The 24,453-nt window shown below is 29.9% G+C and carries 19 protein-coding genes, 1 tRNA gene and 1 pseudogene; 1 reads left to right on the plus strand and 20 read right to left on the minus strand.

Going from position 1 to position 24,453, the window contains the following annotated elements:
* Position 1 precedes the first annotated feature (1 nt).
* The 17 genes and pseudogenes from lpxA to lptF form a co-directional block, all read right to left on the minus strand.
* Positions 2-790: an acyl-ACP--UDP-N-acetylglucosamine O-acyltransferase gene (gene lpxA / locus AB4W73_RS02950; RefSeq protein WP_367680353.1), complete on the minus strand. Its 789-nt coding sequence runs from the start codon at positions 788-790 to the stop codon at positions 2-4.
* On the minus strand, positions 783-1,262 hold the full coding sequence (gene fabZ, locus AB4W73_RS02955) for a 3-hydroxyacyl-ACP dehydratase FabZ (protein WP_367680354.1): 480 nt from the start codon (positions 1,260-1,262) through the stop codon (positions 783-785). Before fabZ ends, lpxA begins: the two co-directional genes overlap by 8 nt.
* A 130-nt stretch (positions 1,263-1,392) precedes the next feature.
* Positions 1,393-2,460, minus strand: coding sequence for a UDP-3-O-(3-hydroxymyristoyl)glucosamine N-acyltransferase (gene lpxD, locus AB4W73_RS02960; protein ID WP_367680355.1), 1,068 nt, complete (start codon positions 2,458-2,460; stop codon positions 1,393-1,395).
* Positions 2,461-2,463: 3 nt separating this feature from the next.
* On the minus strand, positions 2,464-2,961 hold the full coding sequence (locus AB4W73_RS02965; RefSeq protein WP_367680356.1) for an OmpH family outer membrane protein: 498 nt from the start codon (positions 2,959-2,961) through the stop codon (positions 2,464-2,466).
* Between the two features lie 97 nt (positions 2,962-3,058).
* Complete coding sequence (bamA, locus tag AB4W73_RS02970; RefSeq protein ID WP_367680357.1) at positions 3,059-5,446, minus strand: outer membrane protein assembly factor BamA; 2,388 nt, start codon at positions 5,444-5,446, stop codon at positions 3,059-3,061.
* A 35-nt stretch (positions 5,447-5,481) separates the two neighbouring features.
* Positions 5,482-6,837, minus strand: coding sequence for a sigma E protease regulator RseP (rseP, locus tag AB4W73_RS02975; RefSeq protein ID WP_367680358.1), 1,356 nt, complete (start codon positions 6,835-6,837; stop codon positions 5,482-5,484).
* 43 nt (positions 6,838-6,880) lie between these two features.
* Positions 6,881-7,729, minus strand: coding sequence for a phosphatidate cytidylyltransferase (cdsA, locus tag AB4W73_RS02980; RefSeq protein ID WP_367680359.1), 849 nt, complete (start codon positions 7,727-7,729; stop codon positions 6,881-6,883).
* Between the two features lie 97 nt (positions 7,730-7,826).
* A complete protein-coding gene (gene uppS, locus AB4W73_RS02985; RefSeq protein WP_367680770.1) occupies positions 7,827-8,534 on the minus strand; it encodes a polyprenyl diphosphate synthase in 708 nt (235 codons plus the stop codon).
* 96 nt (positions 8,535-8,630) lie between these two features.
* Positions 8,631-9,809 (minus strand): annotated as a pseudogene (gene ispC, locus AB4W73_RS02990) (1-deoxy-D-xylulose-5-phosphate reductoisomerase); the annotation flags it as partial.
* A 35-nt stretch (positions 9,810-9,844) separates the two neighbouring features.
* Positions 9,845-10,402 (minus strand): ribosome recycling factor, encoded by a 558-nt coding sequence (gene frr, locus AB4W73_RS02995; RefSeq protein WP_367680360.1) that lies wholly within the window; start codon positions 10,400-10,402, stop codon positions 9,845-9,847.
* A gap of 57 nt (positions 10,403-10,459) precedes the next feature.
* The gene (gene pyrH, locus AB4W73_RS03000; RefSeq protein ID WP_367680361.1) at positions 10,460-11,188 is read right to left on the minus strand and encodes a UMP kinase; all 729 of its coding nucleotides are present in this window, start codon (positions 11,186-11,188) and stop codon (positions 10,460-10,462) included.
* Between the two features lie 131 nt (positions 11,189-11,319).
* A complete protein-coding gene (tsf, locus tag AB4W73_RS03005) occupies positions 11,320-12,123 on the minus strand; it encodes a translation elongation factor Ts (protein WP_367680362.1) in 804 nt (267 codons plus the stop codon).
* A 123-nt stretch (positions 12,124-12,246) separates the two neighbouring features.
* Positions 12,247-12,972 (minus strand): 30S ribosomal protein S2, encoded by a 726-nt coding sequence (gene rpsB / locus AB4W73_RS03010; protein WP_367680363.1) that lies wholly within the window; start codon positions 12,970-12,972, stop codon positions 12,247-12,249.
* Positions 12,973-14,158: 1,186 nt separating this feature from the next.
* Positions 14,159-15,139: a 6-phosphofructokinase gene (pfkA, locus tag AB4W73_RS03015; RefSeq protein ID WP_367680364.1), complete on the minus strand. Its 981-nt coding sequence runs from the start codon at positions 15,137-15,139 to the stop codon at positions 14,159-14,161.
* 979 nt (positions 15,140-16,118) lie between these two features.
* Positions 16,119-16,204 (minus strand) — tRNA-Leu (locus tag AB4W73_RS03020).
* A 75-nt stretch (positions 16,205-16,279) separates the two neighbouring features.
* On the minus strand, positions 16,280-17,353 hold the full coding sequence (gene lptG / locus AB4W73_RS03025; protein ID WP_367680365.1) for an LPS export ABC transporter permease LptG: 1,074 nt from the start codon (positions 17,351-17,353) through the stop codon (positions 16,280-16,282).
* Positions 17,353-18,459 (minus strand): LPS export ABC transporter permease LptF, encoded by a 1,107-nt coding sequence (gene lptF, locus AB4W73_RS03030; RefSeq protein WP_367680366.1) that lies wholly within the window; start codon positions 18,457-18,459, stop codon positions 17,353-17,355. Before lptF ends, lptG begins: the two co-directional genes overlap by 1 nt.
* A 274-nt stretch (positions 18,460-18,733) precedes the next feature.
* On the opposite strand from lptF, the gene AB4W73_RS03035 reads away from it, so the two are divergent.
* On the plus strand, positions 18,734-20,263 hold the full coding sequence (locus AB4W73_RS03035; protein ID WP_367680367.1) for a leucyl aminopeptidase: 1,530 nt from the start codon (positions 18,734-18,736) through the stop codon (positions 20,261-20,263).
* A 574-nt stretch (positions 20,264-20,837) separates the two neighbouring features.
* Here the strand turns inward: AB4W73_RS03035 and dapD are convergent.
* The 3 genes from dapD to AB4W73_RS03050 form a co-directional block, all read right to left on the minus strand.
* Entirely contained in the window at positions 20,838-21,656 is an 819-nt protein-coding gene (gene dapD / locus AB4W73_RS03040) for a 2,3,4,5-tetrahydropyridine-2,6-dicarboxylate N-succinyltransferase (RefSeq protein ID WP_367680368.1), read from the minus strand.
* A 1,068-nt stretch (positions 21,657-22,724) separates the two neighbouring features.
* Positions 22,725-23,519 carry a type I methionyl aminopeptidase gene (gene map / locus AB4W73_RS03045; protein WP_367680369.1) on the minus strand — a complete coding sequence of 265 codons (795 nt, stop codon included), beginning with the start codon at positions 23,517-23,519 and terminating at the stop codon, positions 22,725-22,727.
* An 18-nt stretch (positions 23,520-23,537) separates the two neighbouring features.
* A complete protein-coding gene (locus tag AB4W73_RS03050) occupies positions 23,538-24,125 on the minus strand; it encodes a YajG family lipoprotein (protein WP_367680370.1) in 588 nt (195 codons plus the stop codon).
* Positions 24,126-24,453: the final 328 nt, after the last annotated feature.

Raw genomic sequence — 24,453 nt, forward strand, 5'->3', positions numbered from 1 at the left:
GTTAGCGGATAATGCCTCTAGTCGAGCTAACAAAAAAATCCGTAAATAATTTTAGTACAGGTTTTTTTTCTGCTAATATTATTATTTCATTTTTTGCTTCCTCAAATGTTTTTTTACTACGATATAATAATTTATGAGCTTCACTAATAGCATTACGGAATTCTCTATCAAAACCACAGCGTTTTAACCCCTCTATATTAATCCCAAAAGGTGTTGCATGATTACCTTGGGCAACTATACAGGGTGGTACATCTTGAGCAACACCAGAACAACCACCAATCATTACATGAGCACCAATCACACAAAATTGATGTATTGCTGTCATTCCACCGATAACTGTATAGTCACCTATACTAACATGCCCCCCTAAAGTTGCATTATTAGCTAAAATACAATTGTTACCAACTAGACAATCATGAGCAATATGAGTATTAACCATTAACAAGTTACTATTACCAATTTTAGTTACTCCTCCACCTTGTACCGTGCCGCGATGGATGGAAACACTCTCGCGAATATGATTGTAATCACCAATCTCAACACTGGTAGGTTCTCCTGCATATTTTAAGTCTTGGTTAACTTCACCAATGGTAGCAAACTGATAAATTTTATTATGACAACCAATTTTTGTAATGCCATTAATAATAATATGAAATTTTAGTTCTGTACCCATGCCAATTTCTACTTTAGAACCAATAAAACAGAAAGGGCCGACAGTAACGTTAGCAGCAATAACTGCACCATTTTCGACTATAGCTGTTGGATGGATAACAGCATTTTTATTAATCACTAACCTTATTCTCCAGGCGTTTTTGCTGACTACGTGCACAGGTCATTGTTGCTTCACAGACAATATTACCATCAACTGTAGCAACACCATCAAAACAGGTAATACCGCAGCGTGTTCTACCAAATGTTACTTTTAAAACCATCTGGTCTCCAGGTGTAACTGGGCGTTTAAAACGCGCCTTGTCAATACCAGTAAAATAGAAAAGCTCACCAGATTTAAGCTCTCCATAACTTTTAAAAGCGAGAATTCCAGTTGCTTGTGCTAGCGCCTCTAGAATTAGTACACCGGGGAAAATAGGTTTACTAGGAAAGTGTCCTTGGAAAAAAGGCTCATTAAAAGAAACATTTTTTGTTGCTCGTAGCAATTTACATTTTTCAAATTCTAAAACACGATCGACTAATAAAAATGGATAACGATGTGGGAGTAGTGCCAAAATCTCCTCAATATGCAGAGAATCGTTGTTTATAATCAAAATACTCTTCCTGTCTAAAAAACTGATAGCATTAATAGCATGGTTGCGTCGATCACAATTTTTTCTAAATATAGATCAAGTAGATAAGCTGAAATTAACAACTGTGTAATAATTTTTAGCAGCATATCTATTATTTGCTTAGAGTATCATTAGACAATGCTTGCTCTTTATCAATGTGATGTTCAACCTTTTTTAAACGTTGGTTTATTTTATTAATACTCATCACTAATGCTGCCGTTTTACGCCAGGTTTTATTGGATTGTAAGGGAATACCAGAAGAGTATATTCCAGGCTTGGTAATAGGGCGCATTACCATTCCCATTCCTGTAATTGTTACCTTATCTGTAATTTCCATATGACCATTAATGACACTAGCACCACCTATCTGACAATAGCACCCAATTTTCAAGCTACCTGCCATAGTAACTCCACCTGCAATAGCTGTATTTTCTCCAATTACTACATTGTGTGCAATTTGACATTGATTATCGATGATGACACCATTACCAATAATGGTATCATCCAATGCGCCACGATCAATAGTAGTACAAGCACCAATTTCAACATGATTGCCAATTTGTACTGTACCTAATTGTGGAATCTTAAGCCACTTGCCATTTTCATTAGCATAACCAAATCCATCAGCGCCAATTATAGTACCTGCATGTATAAGACAATATTGCCCAATCTTAACTTCATGATAAAGTGTAATATTAGCCCACAAACGGCTGCCAGTGCCAATACATACATTTTTACCAATAAAACAACCTGCACCAATGATCACTTCATCATTTAGTATTACCCCAGATTCGATAACAGTATTTGCGCCAATAGAAACTTGTCTTCCTATCGTCGCTTGTGGTGAAACTATAGCGCTATACGCAATTCCTTGAGCAGGTTGAGGCGTAGTATCCATTATTTGCGCTATATGCGCATAGACAATATAAGGATTATTGACTACTAAAGCTGTCTTTTGGCAAAATGGTAAATCTATCTCAGTGAGAACTATTACACTAGCTTGACAATTAACTAGTTGCTTACGGTTACGACTATTTGACAAAAATGTGATTTGTCCTGTTTTAGCAGAATGTATTGATGCAATACCAGTAATGATGAGATTACTATCACCATGTACCTGTACATACAAGCCTTTTTCTGTTAATTTTTGTATAAGATTAGCTACTTGTATTGAAAACATAGGTTATTTAACCTCTTTCAATACATCAGCTGTAATATTTTTAGATGGTAACGCATAGACTACAGTACTTGTATCAATAACTATATCATAATTTTTTTTCATTGCCACTATTTTTACTGCATCTTGAATGCGGCGTAAAATTTTATTACGTTCTTCTGTTTGACGACGATGATTATCCATCTCAAATATTTGGGCTTTATTGCTGAATGTTTCACGTTGCTCCATAATATTTTTTTCCATATTATTAATATCACTAGTTTTCATGATACTTCGATCACGTTGTAATTTTTCTATATCATTTCGTAATTTTTTTTCCATACTTTTTAGATTTGTTGCATATCCTTTGAATTCATTCTCTAATTGTTTAGCTGCAACTTCACGCGCAGGTAATTTTTGGAAAATCTGTGCGATATTAATAATAGCAATTTTATCAACAGCTTGAATATTAGTAGATATCGTTAATACTAAACTAAAACTTATAGTATATAACCATTTTTTCATTACTATCTCCTTGTATTCCTTATATAGTTGTATTTTATATAAATTAATACTAACAAAATATAGTTGTTTATGCGTTTTCTGATTACATTTACTTAAATTACCAGGTTTTGCCAATATTAAACTGGAATTGCTCTAATTTATTATTAGAATAATCTTTAATTGGTTTTGCGTAAGAAAAGGCTAAAGGAGCTAATGGAGACATCCATTGCAATGCAATTCCCGCAGAAGCACAAACATTATTTTGATTACTGTAGTCTGTAATATCTGCTGCACGTATTTGCACCGTATTCTTCCATTTGGTATCCCATACTGTACCAGAATCAATAAATAAAGAAGTACGTATTGAGTTAGTGTATTGTTTATTAATAAAAGGGGTAGGTATAATTAATTCTATACTAGCCACTACCATTGCATTACCACCAATTGCATCAGTAGATTTATTTATTTTAGTGCCATTATCAGTATAATATACTGCCTTAGGGCCAATGTTATTTAAACGAAAACCACGTACAGTATTAAATCCCCCTGCATAGAAATTCTCGTAAAATGGCATTTCTTTTATGCCGATACCACTACCATAACCGAAAAGTCCGCGACATAATATTACCCATGAATGTTTATTATTTAATGGTAGATAATTCGATACATTAAGAGTTACTTTATAGAATTCATTACCTGATTTTGGTAAGGTAAATTTACCGTTTAGTGATGATTTTATCCCTGATGTTGGAAATAAGCCTCTATCAAGATTATTATAATCCCACCCACTACTTAAGGTAAAATCATTAGTAGTAAAATTAGCACTATCAATATAGTTAATATTTTGCTTTGCTGATTTAAGATAACGCCATATAGAAATCTGAGGGTGTATATCAGATAAGTTATTATGAATATATCCTATACCCATTCGTAATAAATTACTCTCATTAACTGGAAAACCAAATATTCCATTTAAACCATAATTGTAATTAGTATAGCTAGATAAATCAGTTTTATCTGCTTTGAAATTATCATAAAAAATACGCCAACTTAAACTAATACCATCCATGGTAAAATAAGGTTCAGTTAAAGTAAATTCTGCATAACTCCGGTAATTATTTTTACTAGCATTAATACTTACGCTATTACCTGTACCTAACCAATTATTCTGTAAGATACCAGCCTGGTAGCTAATGCTATTTTCTGTGCCATAACCTAAACCTAAATTAAGGTTACCAGTATTATATTCATTTACTTCATAAATAATATCTACTTGATCAACTGTACCTAGTACTCGTTGTATTTTCATATCAACATTTTTGAAATAACCTAACTGTTTTAGGCGTTCTTTACTTTTTTTAATTTGATTATTATCTAACCAGTCGCCTTCCATTTGGCATATTTCACGACGTAAAACAGAATCTTTACTAATATTATTACCTTTGAAATGGATATAACGTACGTAAAAACGACGACCTGCCTTTAAGTTGATATGTAGTGTTACTCTTTTATCTATATCATTAATTTTTAGTCGACTAATTACTGTTGGATAAGCATATCCATAATGGGCCAACAGATTTTTAATATCGTCTTCTATGTGAGTAATTTTACTACCGTTGTACCACTCTCCTGGTTTAATTTGAATTAATTTTTCAATTTTTGATTGATAATGAGCTAAATTACTACTTATTATGATTTTATCAAACTTATAAGGTTTACCTTCAGTAATATTAATTGTAATATAAATATTTTTTTTATCTGGTGTTAAACTTATATAAGTAGAGTCAATATTAAAACGGATATAACCACGATCCAGATAGAATTTGCGTAAGTTTTTTAGATCATATGCTAATTTTTGTTTTTGATATTTACAATTATCTAGCAGATTCCACCAAGGAACTGTATCATGAAGTTGAAAAAGTGAAATTAATTCATTCTTAGTAAAGGCACGGTTGCCAATAATATTGATCTGCTTAATCTTTGCTGTGATACCTTCAGCAAATATTAATTTTAGATCAATACGGTTATAAGGCAAAAGAGTAATAATGGATTCTACCGAAGCATTATATCTACCAGAATTATAATAAAAATCTTCTAATCCTTTTTTAATATTTAATAAGATCATATAATTTAATGTTTGACCTAATCGAATACCTGCAGCTTGTAAGTTTTGTTTTAGCATATCTGTTTTTATTGATTTATTGCCTGAAAAAGTAATGTTAGCAATAATTGGTCGTTCTTTAACTTGAATAACTAATCTATTTTCATCACGTAAAACTTGAATATCTTCAAAACTACCAGTAGCAAATAGTGTACGAATAATTTTACTTATATCTTTATCATTAATAGTATCACCGATATGCACCGGCATATTAAGCAAAGCAACACTGATAGTTACGTGTTGTAAACCCTTAAAATAAATATCTTTTATTACAAAAGAACTTGCTCCATATATAGTAGTGCTACTTAATAGTAGCAACGCTATAAGCAATTTTTTCATCACCATTATTGTTTATGTGCTCTTCTTGTTATTTCCAACCTTTAAAAGCGGGAGAGGTCATTAAAAAGTGCAAGCCCCATCAACAACATTAACAAAATTGAGCCAATGCGAAAGCTGACGTCTTGTACTCGTTCAGAAAGTGGCTTGCCTTTTATTTTTTCTATCATTAAGAAAAATAAATGACCGCCATCTAACCCTGGCAATGGAGATAAGTTAATAATCCCTAAATTAACACTAATTAGTGCTAAAAACATAAGATAATAAATAAATCCATGCTGAGCTGAAGCTCCCGCCCCTTTTGCGATTGATATAGGACCACTTAGGTTATTAAGTTTAACATCACCAGTAATAAGTTTTCCTAAAATATTGACTGTTAATTTCGTAAGTTGCCAAGTTTGTTTAAAAGCATGGTATAATGCAGAAAGTAGATTATATTGGTGAATTATTTTATATTCTTGTGCTAGTGGTATTATTTGAGGTACGACACCGGCAAAACCCTGAGTAGGTATTATATCTCCTGGAATGATATCAGGTGTTAGAATTAAAAATAAGGGTATTTTTTTCCTTTTAATTTCTAATACCAAAGGTTTATTAGGATTATTACGTATTAAGTTAATAAATAATGACCAATTATTAATTAATTGATGATTTACTTTAACTATTCTATCTCCTATTTGTAATCCTGCTTTTTGTGCAGCTGAGCCTGATTGAACTCCTGCTAATATTGGCTGAGTTTGTGGATCTAAAGGGAAAATACCTAGCGTGATTATTGGATCCTGTTTATCTGCTTCAAATTTCCATTGCTTTAAATCTAAAATTTTTTGCACTACACCATTAGAACCAGGGTAAACAACTCCTATTTGAACCTGATCATCACCAATTTTACCTAACAGTGCTAATCGAATAGCATTCCAATCCTGTATTTCTTTATTATCAATTGTTTTTAGCTCCATCCCTGGCAAAATATGTGCCTGTGCTGCAATAGAATTATTAAGAACACTGCCAATAATTGGTCGTATACTAGGTATACTTATAATAAATACTAACCAATAAGCAAAAATAGCAAAAATAAAATTAGCAATAGGTCCAGCACTAATAATAGCTGTACGTTGTAGAATTGTTTTATTATTAAAAGTTTGGCAACAAAACTCTAGCTTAGGCGATATGATAGATTTATCAAGCATTTTAACATAACCACCTAAGGGTATTAGGGCAATAATATACTTAGTACCTTGACTATCAATATATTGCCATATGGGTCTACCAAAACCAATAGAAAAACATTCTACCTTAACACCACAACGGCGTGCTACCCAGAAATGACCAAATTCATGAAAGGTAATTAAAATACCTAATGCAAAGATAAAGGCGCCCAAATTCCACAATATATGTATCATAATTACTATATCCCTTACTTAATAATTTATTCAAAAATTTATTTTAAAATACTAATAACATTAAGCAAGTGAATACTGGTACAGCAGCAGTTAAACTATCAATACGATCGAATATACCACCATGTCCTGGAATTAAATGACCACTATCTTTAATTCCCGCTTCGCGTTTAAACATACTTTCACTCAGATCCCCTAACACAGATGCAAATACTGCTACAATAGAACAAATTAGAAGTTTTTTGTGGCTAAACTCTAGTTGAGAATAGTTACTAAATAACCAGCATATTAAAGCAGAAGTTAGTAAACCACCTAATAATCCTTCCCAAGTTTTAGCAGGAGAAACTTTTACCATTAATTTATGTTTACCAAACTTTTTACCAAAAAAATAAGCACCAGAATCTGTACTACATACTAATAGTATTAGGTAAAGTAGCCACCAAGCTCCAATAGTATGACTCTGTTGGTAATTATATTGACGTATAGCAAACATCCCACAAAAGAATGGAATAATAATAAAAGCACCAAAAATAATAGTTAAAATACGTGAATTACGCCATAAAACTGCTGAACGTGGATAAGTAAGTACTAATATTAGCGCTATTAACCACCACCCCAGAGAGATCCAAAGTGGTATATTAATTTGAAGTAGATTTATTGAGTATTGATGTTTAGAGATACTTAATAACATTATAACGAGGAGTAAACCGCACAGCATAGCCAAACAAAGTCGTTGTCTACTATTAACAAACCCTGCTAACTGACCCCATTCCCAAGCAGCTTGCATGCAGATTATTAAAATAACTCCAGCAAAAGCAGTGGGTGATAAAAGAAATAGCATACTAATAATTATAGGGATTAAAATTAATGCAGTAATAAAACGATGCTTCAGCAAAAGTTCCTCCCCTAAGGAGCTAGTTAAAATTTTTATTAGTACTAGTTAGATGACGAAAAAATTAGTGTAAAAATATAATTTTTAGGTATAATTTAATTTATATTATTTTGTCTAGAAATGATACTCTACCAAAACGACGTTCACGCTGTGCAAATTCATCCAATGCTTTTTTAAAAATATTTTCATCAAAATCAGGCCATAGTACATCAGTAAAATAAAGCTCAGCATAAGCTATTTGCCATAATAAAAAATTACTCATACGATATTCACCACCCGTTCTAATCACTAAATCAACTGAAGATTGCGTACTCATATAACGATTAATTAATTTTTCATCAAGATCATTAGGTTGTAATATTCCTTGTTGAACCTGTTGAGCTAGATAACGCATACTCTGCATAATGTCCCAACGTCCACCATAATTAGCAGCAATATTTAGTTGTAATCCGTTGTTATTTTTTGTTAATACTTCAACATTCTTAATACGATCCCGTAAACATGAATCAAAACGGCTAATATCACCAATAATATGTAAGCAGACTTTATTTTTATGCAGACTTTTTACCTCTTTATCTAAAGCACGCATAAAAAGTTTCATTAACGCACTAACTTCATCAGTAGGACGATGCCAATTCTCGCTGCTAAATGCATAAAGTGTCAACGCCTTTAATCCCTGTTTTGCGGCAAAATTAACTGCTCGGCGTACTGATTTCAATCCTGCTTTATGACCAAAGGGCCTTATTTTACCTTGAGATTTTGCCCATCGACCGTTGCCATCCATAATAATAGCAACATGACGCGGCAATCGTTGTGTTACGAAGGGTAAACCTGTTTTATTTGAATTTTTAAAAGATATGGTTTGAGCTAATTCTCTTAATGAAATAATTTTTTTTAATGCTGTAATACTTTTTTTAGCTTCATTACGAGCTTCAGTATCAATATCTAAAATTTCCTCTACGCTAGTTGGATCAAGCAAGCTTAACCTTTCAACAACTTGGTAGTTTACTGTTACAATATCAGTAAAACGAATAGAACCATTAAGAAAAGCTTGTACTGCAACTTCGTTAGCTGCATTAAGAGTTGTGGTCGCAGCCTGACCTTTATTACAAGCATCAATTGCTAGTTGTAAACAAGGATAACGGTTATTATCTGGTTTAGTAAAGGTTAACGCTCCAATACTACATAGATCAAGTGGCTTAATAGTTAATTTTATCCGTTCAGGATAAGTCATAGCATAAGCAATTGGGATATGCATATTAGGAGTGCCTAATTGAGCTAATAGATTACCATCTTTATAACGTACCATAGAATGAATTACTGATTGTGGATGTAAAACAACTTCTACCTGTTTATTTGAAGCGTTAAATAACCAGCGTGCCTCAATATATTCCAAACCTTTATTCATCATGGTAGCTGAATCTACAGAAATCTTAAGTCCCATACTCCAATTTGGATGAGCACAAACTTGGTAAGGAGTAGCATTAGCAAGTTGCGCTAAAGGCATTTCACGTAATGCTCCACCAGAAGCTGTTAAAATAATACCTGAAACTCCATACGTAACTAAATCAGCATAACCTAATTGTTGTTGAACTTGTTCCGGTAAACATTGAAAAATTGCATTATGCTCACTATCTATAGGTAATAATTGAGCGCCATTTTTTTGTACTTCTTCCATAAATAAACGACCACAACTAACTACTGACTCTTTGTTAGCTAATAGTACTTGCTTACCAGCACGAATCGCCGACAAGGTAGGCAACAACCCAGCTACACCAACAATAGCAGCTATTACCTGATCAACATCATTTAATGATGCTAGTTCACTAATACGCTGCTCACCAAAAAATACTTCAGTTTTTATTCCGTATTCTACTAATAAAGTACGCAGAGAGAACGCTGAATACTTATTAGCCATTGCAGCATAAAGTGGCTTGAATTCTTGACATTGTGCGACCATCCGTTTGACATTATAACCACCAACTAGTGCTATCACGGTAAACCGAGAACGATTAACTCGTACTACGTCTAAAGTACTACAACCTATATAACCGGTAGAACCAAGAATAGCTAATCTCTTCATGAATATACTCTGAATATAAACGACATGGTTTTAGATTAAAATGTCATTAGATCAGCTTCTTTGATCGCTAATAATGCGTCAATTTTTTTGATATGAACATCTGTTAGTTTTTGTATATTATCTTTAGTATTATGTTCTTTATCTTCACCAATTACACTATTTTTTAGTAATGCTTTTATTTTTTTATTAGCATCATGACGAATATTTCGCACAATAGTACGACTTTTTTCAGCCTCTACCCGTACAGTTTTTATCAATTCTTTACGACGCTCTTCGGTAAGGGGGGGTAATGGTACTCGAATAATAGAACCAACAGAAATAGGATTAAGGCCTAAATCTGATATTCTAATAGCTTTTTCTACTGTTGATCTCATATTATCGTCAAACATAGTAATGGCTAGAGTTCTAGAATCTTCTGTAACTATGCTAGCTAATTGACGCAATGGTGTCATATTATCATAGTATTTAATTAAAATACTATCAAGTATACTTGGTGTAGCACGTCCTGTGCGAATTTTATTAATACGACCCCTGAAAACTTCTATGCATTTTTTCATGTTCTCAGAAGTATCTGTTTTAATTTTATTAATCACAATATAAACCTACGAAAAACTAATAATAAAAAATAATAAATGAATTGTAAAAATAGATTATTTATTACCAATTAATGTTCCTTCATCCTCCCCCATAACTACTCTTCGTAATGCTCCAAATATATTCATATTAAATATACGAATAGGTAAATTATGATCACGAGCTAAGGTAAAAGCAGCAAGATCCATCACTTTCAGTTCACGCTCTAACACATTCTGATAAGTTAATCTTGAATATAAAGTAGCTCCTGAAACTTTCACAGGATCATCTGAATAAACTCCATTAACTTTCGTAGCTTTTAATACTACATCTGCTTTAATTTCTATACCACGCAAGCAAGCAGCTGAATCTGTAGTAAAAAATGGATTACCAATACCAGCAGAAAAAATTACTACCCTATTATTACAAAGTAAACTAATAGCTTCAGCCCAGCTATAATTATCACATACACCACTTAATGGAATAGCAGACATCATATGTGCTTTAACTTCAACACGATGTAGCGCATCACGCATCGCTAAACCATTCATTACTGTAGCTAACATACCCATATGATCACCAACAATACGGTTCATTCCTGCTTTTGCTAAACCAGCACCGCGAAATAAATTACCTCCACCAATGACAACACCAACTTGAATTTTTAGATCATTTAGTTCTTTAATTTCTTTAGCAATACGATACAAGATATCAGGGTCAATACCAAAACATTCTTTTCCCTGTAACGCCTCACCACTCAATTTAAGCAAAATACGCTTATATATGGGTTTTTTACTTATTGTCATGGTGTTTATCTTGAACCTCTGTATAAAAATATTAAAAATTTGTCTAGCAGATAAAAATAAAACCGCCTGACAGTTTTATTTAGGTATCAAAATAATGAATTTATCACGATCGCTTTGAAAATAAAATCAGATCAAGGTTTTTCAATTCCTTCACCAACTTCATAACGCTTAAAATTAATAACATTAGCATTGCCTAATATCTGACCCATTGTTTTATTAGCATCTGCGTAGAAAGCCTGACTAGTTAAAGAAATTCTATAAATAAATTTTTTCATACGCCCTTCAAGTATTTTTTTAGTAATCTCAGGAGGTTTTTTAAATTCTAGCACCTGACTTAATTGTAACTGATACTCAAGCTCAACATCTTCTTTAGAAACATTCTCAGGTGTTAAGTATCTGGGGTGACTTGCTACAATATGTATTGCAACCTGTTTAGCTAACTCTAAATCAGCGCCTTTTACTGCTACTATTGCGCCAATACGTGCGTTATGATGTAAATATTGACCTAAGACTGCATCTGTAAGTATAGCAATACGACGAATATAGATATTCTCACCTGTTTTGATAACTAAATCTACGCGTTGTTTTTCAAATTTAGTTTGCAAAAGAGTAATATCGGTTATTTTTTTAGTTATTACTTGGTTAATCACTTTTTCACCAAATGCTTTAAAACTCATATCCTTTGCAACAAAATCTGTTTCACAATTTAGCTCAACTATAGCTGCAGTATTACCATCAACTTTAGTTAAAATAATACCCTCAGCAGCAACGCGATTTATTTTTTTTGCTGCTTTTACTTGACCAGATTTGTGCATATTATTAATAGCTAAATTAATATCACCATTAGCTATAGTTAATGCTCTTTTACAATCCATCATGCCTACACCAGTAAGATTACGTAGTTCTTTTACCTGGGCTGCAGTAATATTAATCATTTAATTTTTCCTTATTTACCCTATTAGGAAAAAATTAATTATAGAATAATTCTTATAAATAATTTTTTAATAGACTTCTTGTAAAATAATAGTTTATTATATGAAATAAAGGTACTTATATTCTTAGTATTCTACTGTAAAATTTTCTTCTATTTGTACTACTGGATCTTTAGAGTAACCTTTCTCTACAGCTTTTACAGCAGCTTCTAAATATAATTTTATGGCACGAATGGCATCATCATTACCTGGAACAATAAAATCAATACCATCTGGATTAGAGTTAGTGTCAACGACTGCAAGTACTGGAATACCTAGATTATTTGCTTCTTTAATTGCAATATGTTCATGGTTAGCATCAATAACAAATAGGGCATCAGGTAAACCACTCATATTTTTAATGCCACCTAAGCTATTCTCTAATTTATCCAGTTCACGCTTGCGCATTAGTACTTCTTTCTTAGTTAACTTATCAAAAGTACCATCTTGAGATTGAATTTCTAAATCTTTTAAACGATTAATAGATTGACGAACTGTTCTCCAGTTAGTTAACATTCCACCTAGCCAACGATGATTAACAAAAAATTGTTCACAGTCAATAGCTGTTTTTTTTATTGCTTCACTTGCGGCGCGCTTAGTACCAATAAATAAAATCTTACCTTTACGAGAAGCAATTTTTTTTAATTCAGCTAAAGCATTATTGAATAGGGGAACTGTTTTTTCCAAGTTAATAATATGAATTTTATTACGGGCACCAAAAATAAAAGGCTTCATTTTAGGATTCCAGTAACGAGTTTGGTGTCCGAAATGAACACCTGCTTTAAGTAGATCACGCATGGAAACAGTTGTCATAATTAGAGCCTCTATAATTTAAATTGGGGTTATTCCTCCATAAATCTCATAACACCGACCCCCTAAATAAAAACCAGGAGCACCCCGGAGTACGTATCGATTTATGTGTGTTATTTATGCATATAAGTATGGTTTATCAATATAAACTTTCTATATATGATTTAAATCAAACACAATAGATTTTTTAAAAACTTACTGTCTATTTATTTATAAATATGTGTTGTTTGTTTATAAATAAATACTTCAAATTTTGAATTACATAATATCTAAAATCTTTATATATGGATAAACATTAATACGTTAGACTTTTAGCTTAAAATAATAAATCATAGCTTTACAAGAAATTCAATAAAAATGGCAATTTATTAAATTATAGCAGAGTAGATTATTAATATATTTTATACTATAAAGTGCACTATACATCAATCTTTGTTACGCTTATCCATGCACTACTTTTATTTTTGATTATTAAATAATATTACATAATCATGAATAAACTTTTTATTACTCATATGCTTGATATATCTCTAATCAAATATAGGTATTAAATTAATTACTTTATACAAAATTATAACAATTAGATGCAATTTTTTTGCAATATATACAATAATGTTTAATTTATTTTATCTATTATATAATAGTGATAGTATTGTAAAATACATCTTTTAGGATACTTTAGTTATTAAGTCTTAGGCTATTTAGGTATAGAAAATATTGTTACATCGTAATTAAAAGCATCATAATTAATAGCATTTCTTAGCAATGCCTAACAAATTAGTGTGTATTCTAGTTACTAAAACGTGAATCATAGAGTTTATACTAAATTTTATAGCAAAATTTAGTATACCTTAATATATAATAGATACTTTCAATAATTCTGCCAGATGTTAAGTATTCTGTATTAATAAGTATTAGAATAGTTCTTTATACTAAGCAAGAACATTATTATATCTATTTTGTAATAATTTTATTAGATACTAAGTGATGTTATTTTATTTAACTTACTCTTTAGATTGCTATTTCTTATACTAAAGTGTATTGTTGTTTATATGTAGATTAGAGTTTATTTTTCTTTAATAGCTAATGCATGTTAATAAAATATAAATAGATAGCAATTTTGCTATTGTGCAAAAATAAATTATTTATATATTAGAGGTAAATAGTATATAGATTATTATAAATTTATCTAAAATAGTTTTTTTGCTATTTCTAACCAGTCTTTTTTAAACTTACTTTTTTTATTTTCAAGTGCAATACAGGTAGAAATTAATTTATTTACTATTTTATCGTTTTGCACTCCTACGCAGTGTGCGCCTGATAGCTTCCAGCCTTTAATTAAGCACTCAACCGCGTAGGCCCCCATACGTGAAGCTAAAATCCTATCATAAGCCACTGGTGAACCACCACGTTGAATATGACCTAGCACTGTTGCTCTAGTTTCCCTTTGAGTTTTTTCTTCAATATATTTAGCTAATTCATTAATATCATAAATGTGTTCAGTAATAGCAACAATAGCATGCTTTTTACCTTTCTTAATCCCAGCTTTAATAGCATTTAATAGTTCTTCTTGTTGAAATGTTTCTTCTGGTATAATAATAAATTCACAACCTCCAGCAATAGCCGCTGCTAGCGTTAAATCACCACATTGCCGCCCCATTACTTCAACTAGTGAAATACGTTGATGAGAAGAAGAAGTATCGCGTAAATGATCAATAGCTTTAATTACTGTTTCTAATGCAGTGAAAAAACCTATTGTGTAATCAGTACCTGCTACATCATTATCAATAGTACCTGGTAAGCCAATGCAAGGAATTTGTCCTTCTTTTGTTAAATAATCAGCACCAACATAAGAACCATCGCCCCCAATCACTACTAAACCATCAATATTGCGTTTTTTTAGATTATTAATAGCGCATAATCGTTTTTCTAGTTTAGCAAATTCAGGAAAACGTGCCGAACCAAGAAACGTACCACCACGATTAATGATATCAGAAACACTACAGTGATCTAATTGTAACATATGATTTTTATACAAACCAAGATAGCCATCATAAATTCCCCAAACCTCCAGACCTTCAGATAAAGCAGAGCGTACCACACCACGTATAGCAGCATTCATCCCTGGTGCGTCACCGCCACTTGTTAATACAGCAATTTTTTCAACCATAATAACCTCTGAAGCTATAAATATCTTATTATTGATTAGGCTCCTTAAAAAACTTATCAGGTAACTGTAATTCTGTGTTATTTTCCACTTATAATTCTTATATTTGAATATAATTTGCAGTTACTACATATAAGAGCCTTTATTATCTATAATAAATATAAATTTTTATAATTAATTATAACTTTATAAGAGGCTTAATAATTATTAAGCTATAACAATCTGATTTGTATTGTTATCTATAATGCTAAAAACTTTATTTATTATATTTTAATTCATCAATTTATGTGTATATCGATTATTAATAAAATAAGTTTATATTTACTACTAATTACTTTTATTTGCTATAAAATAGCGATAACTAGTCTAACTAGATAAAATATAAAATAAATAGTATGCACTTAACTATCTAGCAAGATAAGTATTTACTACCTTGCTAACTAGGTAAATAAATGTATTTTACAGGGTTTGTTTATTAGAGTAATTTAGAAATATATGTAAAATCTAACGTGAAATGATGGGTGTATTTGGTAGTAATAATTATATCTATTATATTTTACTTAGAGCATAATTAACCATGTTATCTAGAAAATATAACTTACTATAATAGTAATTTGTTACTATAGATATACTGTATCTTCTAATTTTATAAATATTCTACCAATTCTATTGGTCTCAAAATAGAATATTAATATAACTTAGCAAAAGAATAATATTTTTCTAATATTTATTAGATCTTAGAGCACTATAAAAGTAATTATTTTAAATATTATAACGTTAAGTATTTAACTATTATTAAAAATATTTACTGTATTTTTGTGTTTAACTTTGATTATCTTTTGTATTTATGAGGAACTACATCTACTAAGACTAATTTACTAACTTATTTATATTTAGAGCTAGTATAAAAATATAATTTTAAAATAAATACTAAATAGATTTTTAGAGTAAAAAGATATTAGTCAATATTTATTTATTATAGTGGTGCCGAAGGCCGGAATTGAACCGGCACACCTAAATAGTGGTTGATTTTGAGTCAACTGCGTCTACCAATTTCGCCACTTCGGCATTAAAGTTACCCGTAGAATATGGAAAATATTATACTCTCTATTACTATGTATACAACTGTTATTTCGTTTACTTTTATCTAGAATGTCTTAATAAAAAATACAAGCTAACAAATAGAAAAAAGATACTTGGGAATAACGCACTTATAATCGGTGAAATCTTATATACTAGACTAAGTGATCCAATAATTTGATTTATTATATAAAAAATAAAACCAACAAAAATTCCTATTATTATTTTACCTCCCATAGGTGTATCCCGTAAGGGGCCAAAAATAAATGAAAGTGCTAGTAACATCATAACTGTAACTAAAATAGGAGAAAATATTTTGCTCCACATGTTTAATTGGTAACGATTTGATTCTTGTTGATTTTGTTTTAAATATTTTATATAATAATATAATTTACTAATAGAAAGAGAATTTAGATCCATCTTTATAATATCTAATTTATCTGGTACGATATTTGTTTCCCATTGTCCAGTTAAAGTTTGTGATTCACTAATTTGTTTTGTGTCCCTTAAATCAGATTCATTAACTTGAAAAAGTTGCCAAAGATTGTCTTGAAATATTGCCATAGCAGCATAACGTACAGATAATAAATGATCTTGCTGATCAAAGTGGTAAATATTTACTCCACTTAATGTGTTATTATTTAATACTTGATTAATATGGATAAAATCTGTACCATCTTTTATCCATAAGCTTGATTGGGTAGTAAGTAAAGTATTCCCAAATATTTTTTCTGTACGATAACTACGAGCAATTTGATCACCTTGTGGGGCGATCCATTCACCTATTGCCATCATTAATAATATTAATGGAATTGTAGTCTTCATTACTGCTACTGCTATTTGTATGCGAGTAAAACCTAAAGCTTGTATCGCTACTAACTCATTACATAACACTAAATTACCTAACCCTAATAAAGCACCAAGTAGTACTGCCATAGGAAAAAATATTTCAATATCTTTAGATATACCAAGCAAAGTGTAAATACCAGCATTTATCACTGAATATTCACCTTGTCCTACTTTACGTAGTTGCTCAATAAATTTAATAATACTAGACAAAGAAGTAAGTACAAATAGTGTCGTCAAAATAGTATACAAAATAGTGCGACCAATATAACGATCTAAAACACCAAACATCAGGCAATACCTCTTAAATTACTACGAAAATAAGCACGTAATTTACATATTACTAAGCTATCCCACATGTTAAGTATTATTGCCAATGCTAAATAAATACCATTAATCATCCACAACCAAAGTAATGGATCTAATTTACCTCTACTCGCATTAGAGTGCAGTGAGCTCTGAAATAAAAAGAAAACCAAATATAACAATATAGCCGGTAATACACTCAATACCCTACCTTGACGTGAATTAACTACACTTAATGGCACAACCAGTAGTGCCATAATTATTACGGCGATAATTAAAGTTAAGCGCCAATGAAACTCAGCGCGTGCAGCTGGATAATTAGAGTACCATAAACTGCTTGTTGACATTTGCTCAGATGAACTACTACTTGGTATAATTGACTGATAGCCAATGGTTACTTGATAATCTTCAAAATCTGTAATTCGAAAATTACGTAGTAAAGCAGTTCCTTCGTAGCGTGTTCCTTTATCTAAAGTTATTAGTTGAGAACCATCTATACATTCTGACATATAACCACTCTTAGCTACCATAATTGATGGTTGTTGATTACCATTTGGTTTTAATTGTGCTAAAAATACTCGATTAAATTTTTTACCATTTATATTTTTAACAAAGACCACTGTATTACCATTTTTTGATGATTGGAATCTTCCTTCAAGTAAAGCAGTTAAATTTAAGTTAACTTGTGCGTTATTAAGAACTTTTTCTTGGTATTTCATAGACCAAGGGCCTAGCCAAAGTACATTAACTGCCGCTAGTGCAGCAGTTATTAATGCTAAACTTAATGCTGTTATAATGAGAGATTTTTTACCTAAACCACAGGCATATATTGCAGTAATTTCACTCTTTGTATATATTTTATTATATGTCATTAGTAAACTAAGAAATAGACTTAATGGCAGAATTAATTGTGCCATTTCTGGTAGTCCTAATCCTAAAAAATAAAAAACTAGATTTATTGGTATGTCACCATTAACTACCGCCCTTAATATTACTACTAATTTTTGGCTAAAAAAAATTAGTAGTAGAATAAATAGAATTATAATTTGGTTTTTAGCTGTTTCTTTTGCTAAATACTTAATAATTATCATACTGATTATACCTATAAAAACTTATCTTTTTGCAGAAAGATATAATTTGTTCATTAATCTGATACTATTAATAATAGGGTGTTTTTAATCGCTAATAAACATAAAAACTAAAGTAGATAATACTGCACTACGTAGCAAAACAGCATATAGTACTTTGCTATGATATAGAAATACACTATTAGTAATCAAAGTAGTTTTTATTATCTACAAAATTTATATAAATTATTAATATGATAAAAATCTACCATAACCTTTAAAAGATTTAGGAGAGTATATGGATTTCAGTATAAAAAAATGTAATATGGAAGAAAAATATGATGTCTGTGTCATTGGTGTTTTTGAAACGTATCATTTATCTTTAAGTGCTAAAAAACTTAATAAAGCAAGCAATGGTTACATCAGTAATTTTTTAAATTACAAAGAACTTAAAGGTAAAGTGGGACAAACATTATTACTATATAATTTATTGCAACAAGATATCCCTAGAGTTTCTTTTAAACGTATTTTATTAATTAATTGCGGCAAAAAATCTGAATTTAATAAAAATCAGTACAAGAAAGTAATACAAAAAACAATTCAAATTCTTAATGGAATGAACATAACAGAAGCACTCTATTGCTTAACTGAATTACCAGTTAAAGATTGTGATATTTATCAGAAGGTACGTCAAGCAGTAGAAACAATTCAGGAAATGCTTTATACTTTTACTCAGTTTAAAAGTAAAAAAGTAGAATTATATCATTCATTAAAAAAAATAACATTTAATATTACTGAAAGCTTTGAATTAAATGATAGTAATCGCGCTCTTGTTCATGCTCTAGCTGTTTCTTTAGGTATCAAAAAAGCAAAAGATTTAGCGAATATGCCACCAAACATCTGCAATGCAACCTATTTAGCTAAATGTGCTTATGAGTTAAATGAAATACATAATACTATCACTACTGAGGTAGTTGATGAAAAAAAAATGAAAGAGTTAGGGATGAATGCTTATCTGGCAGTTGGACAAAGTTCACAAAATGAATCGCTTATGTCAGTTATTAAATATAATGGGAATCCAGACCAAAATGTAAAACCTATTGTTTTAATAGGTAAAGGATTAACTTTTGATTCAGGTGGTATTTCTCTTAAGCCAGGAGAAAGCATGGATGAGATGAAGTATGATATGTGCGGGGCTGCAACTGTGTATGGTGTTATATGTGCACTATTAAAATTACAATTACGACTTAATGTAATTGGTATTCTAGCAGGTTGCGAAAATATGCTTGATGGAAATGCCTATCGTCCAGGTGATATATTAACTACTATGTCTGGTCAGACAGTAGAAATACTAAACACTGATGCTGAAGGTCGTATGGTACTTTGCGATGTTCTAACATATGTAGAACGCTTTAATCCAGAGTTAGTGATAGATATTGCTACTTTAACCGGAGCCTGCGTAATTGCTTTAGGTCATCATATTACAGGATTAATGTCTAATAATACACCATTAGCAGATAAATTAATCATTGCTTCTGAACAATCATGTGATCGTGTGTGGCGTTTGCCACTAAATAATGATTATTGCAAGCAACTTAACTCTAAATTTGCTGATATGGCAAACATTGGTGGTCGTCCAGCAGGCGCCATTACTGCTGGTTGTTTTTTATCGTATTTTGCTACTAAATATCATTGGGCACATTTAGATATTGCTGGTACAGCTTGGTATTCTGGTGAAAATAAAGGTGCTACTGGTCGTCCTGTAGCGTTATTGATACAGTTTTTACTAAATCAGGTAAATTTAAATACAGGATTAATTTGCAGCTAAGAATTAAAAACTTATTTCAATAACTTACTATAATAGTATTTACTATAGTTTAGTATAACAATAGTCTGTTATTAACTACTACTTTAAGTAATTCTTTAAATAGAATTTATTTCTACAAATAAATATAAGTGTAATATATTTATTATTAAAATTATATAAATTATTATGATATTAATAATTATTTTTATAAAAAATGTATATAAAAGTTTTTAATTTATAATTTTTATTAACAAATTGAAGCATGCTTCAATTATTAGATAAATAGAATCTTGATTTTTATGCTATAAATATTATTATTTTTAATTCTTATTAAAATAGATTGTTACTTAATTATAACTACTATACTAAAAATATTATATAGATTAATAAGGATATATTAGTTATCTTATAATTTTTATAAAAGCTAAGAATTAGTACTAAGAAAGTATAAAATAGGAATAAGTATATTTTATCAAAATAATAGGAGCATCTTTTAGTAAAATTATTATAAAATAAATTAAAGAACATTAATTAATATAGTACCCTTTTATGCTAAAAATAAGTTTAATTCTTTAAATTAGTTACATATTTTATATTAACTACGTAACAATTGGTTAATACTAACCTTAGCACGCGTTTCTGCATCTACTTTTTTTACAATTACCGCACAATATAAACTATATTTACCATTTTTAGATGGTAGATTACCTGATACTACAACTGAACCTGTAGGAATATAACCATGATAAGTTTTATCAGTTTGTCGATCATAGATAATAGTACTCTGACCGAGATATACACCCATAGAAATTACTGAATTTTCTTCTATAATAACACCTTCAACTATTTCTGAACGAGCACCTATAAAACAATTATCTTCAATAATAGTTGGGTTAGCTTGCAAAGGTTCTAGTACTCCACCAATACCAACTCCACCAGAAAGGTGGACGTTTTTACCTATTTGCGCACAAGATCCAACAGTTGCCCAAGTGTCAATCATCGTACCTTGGTCAATAAATGCACCAATATTAACATAAGATGGCATTAAAACAGTATCTCGTGCAATAAAAGCTCCTTTACGTACAGTTGCTGGTGGAACAATACGCGTATTATTACTCTGAAATAGTGCCTCATTATAATTAGCAAATTTCATAGGTACTTTATCATAATAGTGTGTTTCAGTACCTATAATTAACTGGTTATTATTAATACGAAAAAAAAGCAGTATTGCTTTTTTTAACCATTGATGAGTAATCCATTGGCCATCAATTTTTTCTGCTACTCGCAGTTTTCCATTATCTAGTTGATTAATTGTATAATTAATAGCATCATAGGTTAATAAATCTATATTTTTAGCCGTTATCTCACCGAAACGTTCGTAAGCATGCTCAATAACAGTCTGTAGTTGCTGCATATTATTTTTCCTTTAAATATTAAAATAATAGTAAATTATGTATTAAAATATTCTAAATCTTTTACTTATTTTATGTATTTTTAATATTAGATATTTTACTAATCTTACTCTTATTTATTTTGAAAAATAAAAATTTAAAATAAATTATTAAATTTAATTAAAAAATAATTTATATAATATTTTAGATGAATTATATAATTTTACCTAACTTATAATTAAAAAACTTGATACGATTATCTTTTTAATTTTTTATTGTCCCCACTTAAAATTAACTATTTTATTTATTTATTTAATTAATTATAAACTACAAAAATTTTCAATTATAAAAACAAAAAAATTATTACTTACTATATTAGATAATAAATTAATTAATATAGTATATTTTTAGGAAATTTAGCGACCAGTTTTAGCACTAGCATACAATTATAGAAATATTAATAATTACAATTTTGTTTCTTATAAATATTAGTATTTAATAATTTATTTGTATTTTTTTCATAAATCTACTATTTTTTTAATAAAAAAATTTTGGTAGGTAATTATACTTATTTAGTTTCTATAAATAGAAATTTATAACTTTAATGATATAAAATATTAAAACTAATAAAATTATAACCTTATAGACTAACTAAAAAACTGTATAGGTTTAATATTGCCAAAAGTATTTTTACTCGGTTAAATTAGATTACATATAAGATACGCGCTTTATTAGATTATTTAATAAAGAATTATTTTCTTTCTCTTATGTATATTACAGAAGTTAAAAAGATACTCTAAGTACTATTAGTAAAATAGAATTATAGGTTAATATCATAAGTTTAAATTCTTATAGATATATTATTTTAAATAAAAATTATAAACTTTATAATAAGTAATTAAAATAAATATGCATCACTACTAATATTTCTATATTAAGACCTGCATCAAAGCCTTTATTAACTAAAAATTAAAAATTATACAACTGCTTTAACACCACACAAATTAACTTTTAAATAAAATAAATTTTAGATAATACCTATATTAAAAAATCTAATAAATAGATATGTATTAATTAATAGTAAAATACTACTATTTAGTATGCTTAATATTACTTGAGATACTTTCGTCTTTACGCCATGTCATTATTTCACATCCATTATCTGTAACGACTAAAGTATGCTCGTATTGTGCGGATAAACTGTGATCTTTAGTTTTTACTGTCCATCCATCACTCATATTATAGATATGAGATCCACCTGCATTTACCATTGGCTCAATAGTAAAAGCCATACCTGGCTCTAATATAACACCATTATCATCAGTATCGTAATGTAAAACTTGTGGAGGTTCGTGAAAGCCCCTACCAATACCATGTCCACAATATTCACGTACTACAGAAAATTTTTTTGCTTCTACAAATTTCTGTATTGCTTTACCCAAAGTACCTAAACGTATCCCGGGCTTAACTAACCTAATTGCTAAATATAAACTTTCTTGAGTGATATGACACAAATACTGCCCAAGAATACTAGGTTTGCCAACAAAAAATACCTTAGAAGTATCACCATGGAAACCATTTTTAATAACAGTCACATCAATATTAACAATATCACCGTCTTTTAGTATCTTATCGTCATTTGGAATACCATGGCAAACTACTTCATTAACTGAAATACAAACAGATTTAGGGAAACCCTGATAACCTAAACAAGCAGGTATAGCTTGTTGATAGTAGGTAATATGATGATGACATAAACGATCTAATTTACCGGTACTAATGCCTGGCTTAATATAAGATTCTATTATTTCTAAAACCTCAGCAGCTAAACGACCAGCAGCACGCATATTATTGATATCTTTAGGTGTTTTAATTTTAATTTCCATTAAAAAATCCATAGGGAATTATAGCGATAAATGGGCACTTTGTTTAACAAAGCTACTAATACTAGTGTCTTGTGACATATCAGTTATTAAATCACTTAATACAACATTAATGGCATCACTAATTTTTGTATTAGTAGCACTAAAAAGACCTTGAACATTATAAGTAAATCTGTAATTTTTAGTCTGCTGACTTCCGTTTCTTCCTTGAGCGATAATTGAAATGTCTGCTTTAGCAGTAATATTATGACGTAGATTACCTTCTTGTATCTTAGCATGTAGATAATTAATAATTATTTGTAAACCCACTAAACCATCACTAGAAACCATATAGCCACGGCTAATCATTTGTTTTTCTAATACCTCTTGTAATAGAAAACGTAAATCACGTGAAGCAGTTAGTGCTACTAATTTTCCATTACGGCTTACTTTTGCTAATTCTACATATTGGCGCTGATCAGCGCCATTAATGCTAATTGTAATTGCCATTAATGCTGGATCTTTCTGTGGTAATATTACTTTCGGTGCAATATTTAAGATATTGTCACTATTAGCACAACCTGTAAGTATACAAACGGCCAATAAAGAAAAAATCAGTTTTTTTAGCATGCTATTTTCTCACTAGTTATAAAAAATTTTTAATATCCTAGCTACCTTGAATAGTATAATAAGTATGCCAGTATAATATACTAAAAATAAGATTCTAAATACTTTATAACCTAGGATCTAAATTATACTGACTAATTTTAACTTTACTGAATAGACTATTTTCTATTTATTAAGTTCTAAAATTTCTAAAACCTATTTTAAATTTTTTTGTTATGCCTAGCAGAAGTAAAATAAATGAAATATAGTATGTTTTTAATATAACAACAAAGGAATTATAAGAGTTTTAAACGTATTTTAATAAATAATTTAACCAAAATATGAATATAAA

Origin of the sequence: Candidatus Fukatsuia anoeciicola (assembly GCF_964059965.1) — a bacterium.
Taxonomy (GTDB): Bacteria; Pseudomonadota; Gammaproteobacteria; order Enterobacterales; family Enterobacteriaceae; genus Fukatsuia; species Fukatsuia anoeciicola.